This window comes from Oscillibacter sp. (assembly GCF_032060045.1).
Classification (GTDB): Bacteria; Bacillota; Clostridia; order Oscillospirales; family Oscillospiraceae; genus Oscillibacter.
The window spans coordinates 12,740-19,505 of record NZ_DAMBZJ010000031.1 but is presented as its reverse complement, the minus strand read 5'-3'; the positions used below and the strand labels follow the sequence as shown (position 1 = coordinate 19,505).

Sequence of the window (6,766 nt, the reverse complement as noted above, 5' to 3'; positions counted from 1 at the left end):
GGTTCCCGCCGTTGTTGTCCATTTTTTGCTTTTGAGCGCCGTATTATGCCTTGCTCAGCTGCTCGTCGATGGCCTTCGCGGCGGTTTTGCCCGCACCCATGGCCAGAATTACCGTAGCCGCGCCGGTGACGGCGTCGCCGCCAGCGTAAACACTCGGGCGAGAGGTAAGACCCTCCTCATTCACCACGATACAGCCCTTGCGATTGACCTCCAGACCCTCGGTCGTGCTCTTGATCAGGGGGTTGGGGCTGGTGCCCAGCGCCATGATGACGCAGTCCACCTCCATATCAAACTCACTGCCGGGAATCTCCACAGGGCTGCGGCGGCCGGAAGCGTCCGGCTCACCCAGCTCCATCTTGATGCAGCGAATGGCGCGGACGTTGTCATCCTCGTCCGCAATAATTTCCACAGGGTTGTTGAGGGTGTTGAAGATCACGCCCTCTTCCTCGGCGTGCTCGACCTCCTCATGACGGGCGGGAAGCTCCTCCATGCCGCGGCGGTAAACAATATGTACCTCGGCCCCCAGTCGCTTAGAGCAGCGGGCCGCGTCCATGGCCACGTTGCCGCCGCCAACCACTGCCACCTTTTTCGGGTGGATGATGGGCGTGTCGGAGTCGGGCAGATAGGCCTTCATCAGGTTGATGCGGGTCAAAAACTCGTTGGCGGAGAACACGCCCTTATAGTTGATGCCCGGAATGCTCATAAACATGGGCAGTCCTGCGCCCGATCCGATAAACACGGCCTCGAAGCCCTCCTCCTCCATCAGCTCGTCGATCGAGATGGTACGGCCAACCACGGTATCCGTGGCGACGGTGACGCCCAGCGCCTTCAGTCCGTCCACTTCCTTCTGAACGATGGCTTTGGGCAGACGGAACTCGGGGATGCCGTACACCAGCACGCCGCCTGCCAGATGCAGCGCTTCATACACGGTGACGTCATAGCCCTTTTTGGCAAGGTCGCCTGCGCAGGTGAGGCCCGCAGGGCCGGAGCCAATCACGGCCACCTTATGTCCGTTGGGCGCGGGTTTGGGGGGCGCGTCGCAGGCGTGGTTGTTGTGCCAGTCGGCAACAAACCGCTCCAGTCGACCGATGCCCACCGGCTCGCCCTTGATGCCGCGGACGCAGTACTTCTCGCACTGACTTTCCTGCGGGCAAACCCGGCCGCACACGGCAGGCAGGGAGCTGGTCTGGGCGATAATCTGATACGCCTCTTCAAAATTGCCCTTGGCAACCTCGGCGATAAACTCGGGAATATGAATCATCACGGGACAGCCGCCCACGCAGGGCTTGTTCTTGCAATTGAGGCAGCGCAACGCCTCGTCCAGCGCCATTTCCTCGGTATATCCCAGTGTAACCTCTTCGTAGTTCTTATTGCGGACATTGGGGTCCTGCGCGGGCATGGGGTTTTTCTTCAAAGACATATTCGGCATATCACTTAGCCTCCTTGCTGAACAGATTGCAGGTTTCCTCGTGCTTGTGCTTCTCGAAATCACTGTACATCCGGCTGCGCTTCACGGCCAGATCCCAGTCGACTTTGTGCCCGTCAAAATCAGGGCCGTCCACACAGGCAAACTTCGTCTCGCCACCAACACTCAGGCGGCAGCCGCCGCACATGCCCGTGCCGTCGATCATAATAGGGCTCATGGACACGGTGGTGGGGATTCCGTAAGGCTCCGTGGTCTTGGAGACGAATTTCATCATAATCATGGGGCCGATGGCAAAAATCTCGTCATACTGGTTACCAGCTTCGATCAGCTCCTTCAGCGCGTCGGTGACCAGGCCCTTCCGACCGTAAGACCCGTCGTCGGTGCAGACCTCCAAAATGGAGGAGGCGTCCTTGAACTTGTCCTCCAGAATCACCAAATCCGCATTTTTAAAGCCGATGACCGCGTGAACCTCTGCCCCATCATCGTGGAACTTTTTCAGCACGGGATACGCGATGGCGCATCCTACACCACCGCCTACCACGCAGACTTTCTTCTTTCCCTCTGTCTCGGTGGCCTTGCCCAAAGGACCCACAAAGTCCTGCAAACACTCGCCTTCGTTCAGACGGTTCAGCTTCTCCGTCGTGGCACCCACGATTTGGACAATGATGCTGACAGTGCCCTTTTCGCGGTCGTAATCATGGATCGTCAGGGGGACCCGCTCGCCATTTTCATCCACCCGAAGGATGATGAACTGGCCGGGCTGGGCCTTCTTTGCGATCATGGGGGCTTCAACCTCAAACAGCACGACAGTGGGCTTGAGCGCCTCTTTTCTCACGATTCGAAACATAGTTTTCCTTCTTTCCTCATATTGCTGCTCACCTGGATTACACACTGCTTTCATGTTAGCACAAGGGTTACAGTGCGTCAAATCAATTCCCCAACTTTTTTGTCAAACTTTTAACTAAATTTTTGTACCATTTGTAGATATCAAACTGGCATCCATTTTGGGTTCATAATTTCATGTAATTATATCACCTTGAACGCTTAATTTCAATCACGACCCGACTATGTTAAGCTATATCTTTTCAGACAAGATTTTAAAGGTGTCCTCAATTTTTAACCTGGGAAAAGCGGCAGCCATGCAACTCCATCATAACTGCCGTCTTTAAAAAACACGAGCCGTTCCAGTGGTCCCTTTCTCGCCCGTTTCATACACGCTTGTCAGCACAGCAGCGTAATTTCCCGTCCCTCCGCGCGGATAAGTTTCTCCTGCTTAAGATGCTTCATCTCCCGCATCATGGCGCTGCGATCTGAGGCAATATAATCCGCCAGCGTGCTCAGAGAAAAGGGCAACGTGAAGGTGTCGCTTCCCTCCCGCTCCGCCTGCTGGCGAAAATAGCACAAAAGCTTATCCCGGATGCAGCGGCGTGAGAGCACATCTACACGCCCCGCCAAAGTTTGCGCCTTCTCGGTAATCATTCTTAGCATGTTCCTCACCAGCAGGCTGTGGTGCTCACAAGCTCTTTCGCAGCGTTTCAATATGTGGTGATAGTCAATATACAACACGTCGCAAGCCGTCCGGCACACCACCTCCAGACTGTCGTTCACATCCCCGGAAAAAGCAAGACTGCGGCCAAAGATATTTCCAGCGGTGAGATTTTCCAGAACGGTTGAAACTCCGTCTTCATCAATCCGAATGAGGGAAGCTTCTCCCCGCTCCAGAATTCCCACCTGCTCCCCTACGCGGCTGAAATCGTAGGCCACCTCCTCGGGGCGATAGCTCTTTTGTACCGCCTGAAAGCAGCTAAGCATGGAAAGATAGTTCTCGTAGCTAATCCCCTCAAAAATTGGGCTCCCCTCCAGTTCCTCTCTTAACAGCATGAGAGTGCCTCCTTCTAATTTTGTTGCATTTATCACATATTATCACAACTTTTAGCCTATGTAAAGTTTCTTTTTCCTAGCTCTGCAATTTAAAACTTTGTTCATCATTCGCAGGTAAAAATCGGTTATAGTAAACTTACAGATTCCGGCACACCGTTGCCAGAATACAAAAATGAAGAGAGGTATGCGTGTGAACATCGCTTATTTCCTGACGCCGAAAAACAGCGTGTCCTATCTGTATGACGATTTCACGTTTCGTCAGGGTCTGGAAAAAATGCGGCGACATGGCTACTCCGCCATTCCCGTCATCGCACGGGACGGAACCTACAGCGGCACCGTGAGCGAGGGCGATTTCCTCTGGCGGCTACTGGACGTAGAAGACACACAGGACGAGGTTTTTACCAAAAAGACGGCGGAAAAGCTGTTTGTGCAAGATCTTCTCCGGGACAATACTTATACAGCCGTCCCCATCACCGCTTCAATCGACCATCTGCTCTCTCTGGCCTTGAATCAGAATTTTATTCCGGTGGTGGACGACCTGGGCAAATTCATCGGCATCGTCACCCGGAAGGATATTCTCAGCCGTCTATCCCAACGCACAGAATTCACGGTGGGGCCCCAACTTCAAAGAATTGTCTAAGCTTATCCCACCTCACGGTGCGACGCGGAAGAATCGTGCCCAGAGAGGGACAACCCTCCAGCGGAGTATCACAGTGTAAAACAGCCCGGACCGGATCGGTCCGGGCTGTTTTCTTTTGGATTTTACGTACCACAGATGTGATTTTCGGCCCCGTACACCCCTCGCTGGCACTGCCCTCTGGCCGAACCAATAAACCTATGCTGTACCCGTCTTCAAACCGCGTACAGCACAGGTTATAGGTTGGATGGTCGGCGCGTTATTCCTGCGCGTCAATCCGCTCCTTCAGCTCGTTCAGATACATCCAGCGCTCGGTTTTTTCCTCCAGCGCCATCTGCAACGTCTCCTGCCGCTCCGTCAACTCCTGAAGTTTCACATAATCACTGCCGCAATTCCCCATCTCGGCGGCCACAGCCTTCAATTCTTCCTCCAGCGCAGCCACCTCGCCGTCGATACTGTCAAACTCTCGTTGTTCCTTAAACGTAAACTTCAGCTTCTTCTCCCTCGGGCGGCGGCTGTCCTCCCGCTCGGCCTTTTCCGAGGCTGCGGGCCGCTCCTCTTCTTGCCGCTTGCGCATATAATCCGACCAGTTGCCGGTATATCGCTTCACCCGGCCCTCCTCACCCACAGCGAAAATCTGGCCGGAAAGTCGGTCCAGAAAAAATCGGTCGTGGGACACCGCAAGAACCGGACCGGGAAAGGTATCCAGATAGTCCTCTAAAATAGAAAGAGTCGTCACATCCAAATCGTTGGTCGGCTCGTCCAGCAGCAGCACGTTGGGCGCGGACATCAAAATGCTGAGCAGATACAGTCTTCGCCGCTCGCCGCCAGAAAGACGGCCTATAGGCACCGATTGCAGCTCCGGCGGAAACAGAAACCGCTCCATCATGTCCTTGGCGGAGAGGGTCCCCTCCTCCGTTTTCACCTCGTCGGAAATGCCCCGGATAAAGTCATACACCCGCTGGCTTAAATCCAGCTCCCGCCCCTCCTGTGAGAAAAATCCAATTCGCACCGTGGCTCCCACATCTACGCTGCCGCCGTCCGGCTCCAGCCGCCCGGCAATCAGGTTCAGCAGGGTGGATTTTCCCGCGCCGTTGCGGCCCACAATGCCGATGCGATCGTCCCGCAGAACGCCGTAAGAAAAATGAGAGAGGACCATTTTCCCGTCAAAGGCCTTGGACACGTCCTCCAGTTCGATGATTTTCTTTCCCAAGCGGCTTGAGGAAGCAGACAGGCGCACGGCCTCATCGGTGTCTGGTGCATCCTGATTTTTCAGAGCTTCATACCGCTCAATCCGGTCCCGACTCTTGGTGCTCCGGGCGCGGCAGCCCCGCATGATCCACTCCCGCTCCACCTTCAAAATTGCTTGACGCTTCCGCTCTCCCGCCTGCGCGATCTCGGCGCGCTGTTCTTTCAACTCCAGATATTTGGAGTAGTTCGCCTCGTAGTGATAAAGTTTCGCCCGGTCCACCTCGGTGATGTGATTCGCCACTCGCTCGAGAAAATAGCGGTCGTGAGTCACCATCACAAGGCCACCAGTCCACCGGCGCAACCGCTCCTCCAGCCAGGAAACCATCTCTGCATCCAGATGGTTCGTCGGCTCGTCCAGAATCAGCACATCTGCCGGGTGAATCAGCGCAGCCGCGAGGGCCACCCGCTTGCGCTGGCCTCCAGAAAGGGTTCCAATTTTCTGCTCCGTGTCAGAAATTCCCAGCCGCGTCAGCATGGAAACGGCCTCGTACTCGTTCAGCGCTCGAAATTCCTTGGGAAAGCTGAGAAACACCTGCTCCAGCACCGTGGCGCCGTCGTCCAACTCCGGGTTCTGGGGCAGAAAGCTCACCTGTACGTTGGGATCCCGGCGCACCGTGCCGCTGTCTGGCTCAATCACCCGGGCCAACACCCGCAAAAAGGTGGACTTTCCGGTTCCGTTCACACCGATGACGCCCACCCTGTCGCCCTCGTTCAGATAAAAATTCACATCCTCCAACAACTGCCTGCCGCCGAAGTTGATGGACAGCCGTTCCGCCGAGATCAGCATAGGGTCCTCCTTCAAGGCGCGGACCTTTGCCCGCACCGTTTGTTTTCTTTCCTATTTTACTACACCCGGCCCCATCGCGCAAGCCGGGAGCGCTTGCCCTGCGGTCTGGCTTATGCTAGAATAGCCGCAACGCACATGTTTTTACAGAAAATTACCGCGCCATGCCGCCAGAAGAAGGGAGCGCAAGCCATGCCCTATGTTTCCCACCGCGTTAAGGATTCGGAGGCCGGACTCACCGTTCGCCATATTCTAAAGCAAAAGCTGCATTTTTCTTCCCATGCCATCTCCCGACTGACCCGCGCAGAGGGCGGCATTCTGGTAAATGGGCGGCCCACCCGCACCACCTTTGTCCTTTCGCCCGGCGACACGGTAAGCGCCGAAAGCGGAGACGTGCGCTCCCAGCGCGAAGCTCCCGTGCCGGGGCCGTGGCCCCTGCCGGTGGTTTGGGAGGATGAACATCTTTTGGTTGTCAACAAGCCTGCGGGCATGACGGCCCACGTATCCAATTTCCTACCAGACACCCCCACCGTGGCAGGGGCGCTGGCCTACTCCCGTGGAACAGGCTTCATTTTCCACGCGGTAAACCGTCTGGATAAGGGCACCACGGGGCTGATGGCGGTTGCAAAAAGCGGCTACGTCCACGATCTGTTGCGCAAAACTCTCCACACCGGAGGATTTTTTCGAGAATACCGGGCCGTGTGTGTGGGGGTTCCCCAGCCAACCGAGGGAATCATCGACCTGCCCATCGGGCGGGATGAAACCTCCGCCGTTCGCCGCACCGTCC

At 55.9% G+C, this 6,766-nt stretch carries 6 protein-coding genes; 2 read left to right on the top strand and 4 right to left on the bottom strand.

Translation table 11 applies throughout. The features are described 5' to 3' along the window. Positions 1-43: 43 nt before the first annotated feature. The 3 genes from gltA to RT018_RS12225 form a co-directional block, all read right to left on the bottom strand. The gene (gene gltA / locus RT018_RS12235) at positions 44-1,429 is read right to left on the bottom strand and encodes an NADPH-dependent glutamate synthase (protein WP_312942380.1); all 1,386 of its coding nucleotides are present in this window, start codon (positions 1,427-1,429) and stop codon (positions 44-46) included. 1 nt (position 1,430) lies between these two features. Next, a complete protein-coding gene (locus RT018_RS12230; protein WP_312942377.1) occupies positions 1,431-2,273 on the bottom strand; it encodes a sulfide/dihydroorotate dehydrogenase-like FAD/NAD-binding protein in 843 nt (280 codons plus the stop codon). Between the two features lie 374 nt (positions 2,274-2,647). Then, positions 2,648-3,307, bottom strand: coding sequence for a Crp/Fnr family transcriptional regulator (locus RT018_RS12225; RefSeq protein WP_312942374.1), 660 nt, complete (start codon positions 3,305-3,307; stop codon positions 2,648-2,650). A 190-nt stretch (positions 3,308-3,497) separates the two neighbouring features. Between RT018_RS12225 and RT018_RS12220 the strand changes: the two genes are divergently transcribed. Further along, positions 3,498-3,947 (top strand): CBS domain-containing protein, encoded by a 450-nt coding sequence (locus RT018_RS12220; protein ID WP_312942371.1) that lies wholly within the window; start codon positions 3,498-3,500, stop codon positions 3,945-3,947. 256 nt (positions 3,948-4,203) lie between these two features. Here the strand turns inward: RT018_RS12220 and RT018_RS12215 are convergent, their stop codons facing one another. Then, on the bottom strand, positions 4,204-5,982 hold the full coding sequence (locus RT018_RS12215; protein ID WP_312942369.1) for an ABC-F family ATP-binding cassette domain-containing protein: 1,779 nt from the start codon (positions 5,980-5,982) through the stop codon (positions 4,204-4,206). Between the two features lie 189 nt (positions 5,983-6,171). Here RT018_RS12215 and RT018_RS12210 point away from each other — a divergent pair. Then, positions 6,172-6,766 (top strand): RluA family pseudouridine synthase (locus RT018_RS12210; protein WP_312942367.1); only part of this gene is annotated, 595 nt, incomplete at its 3' end.

Coding starts and splice junctions, on each gene's coding strand:
- RT018_RS12230 (WP_312942377.1), bottom strand. CDS start 2,273: ATGTTTCGAATCGTGAGAAAAGAGGCGCTCAAGCCCACTGTCGTGCTG.
- RT018_RS12215 (WP_312942369.1), bottom strand. CDS start 5,982: ATGCTGATCTCGGCGGAACGGCTGTCCATCAACTTCGGCGGCAGGCAG.
- gltA (WP_312942380.1), bottom strand. CDS start 1,429: ATGCCGAATATGTCTTTGAAGAAAAACCCCATGCCCGCGCAGGACCCC.
- RT018_RS12225 (WP_312942374.1), bottom strand. CDS start 3,307: ATGCTGTTAAGAGAGGAACTGGAGGGGAGCCCAATTTTTGAGGGGATT.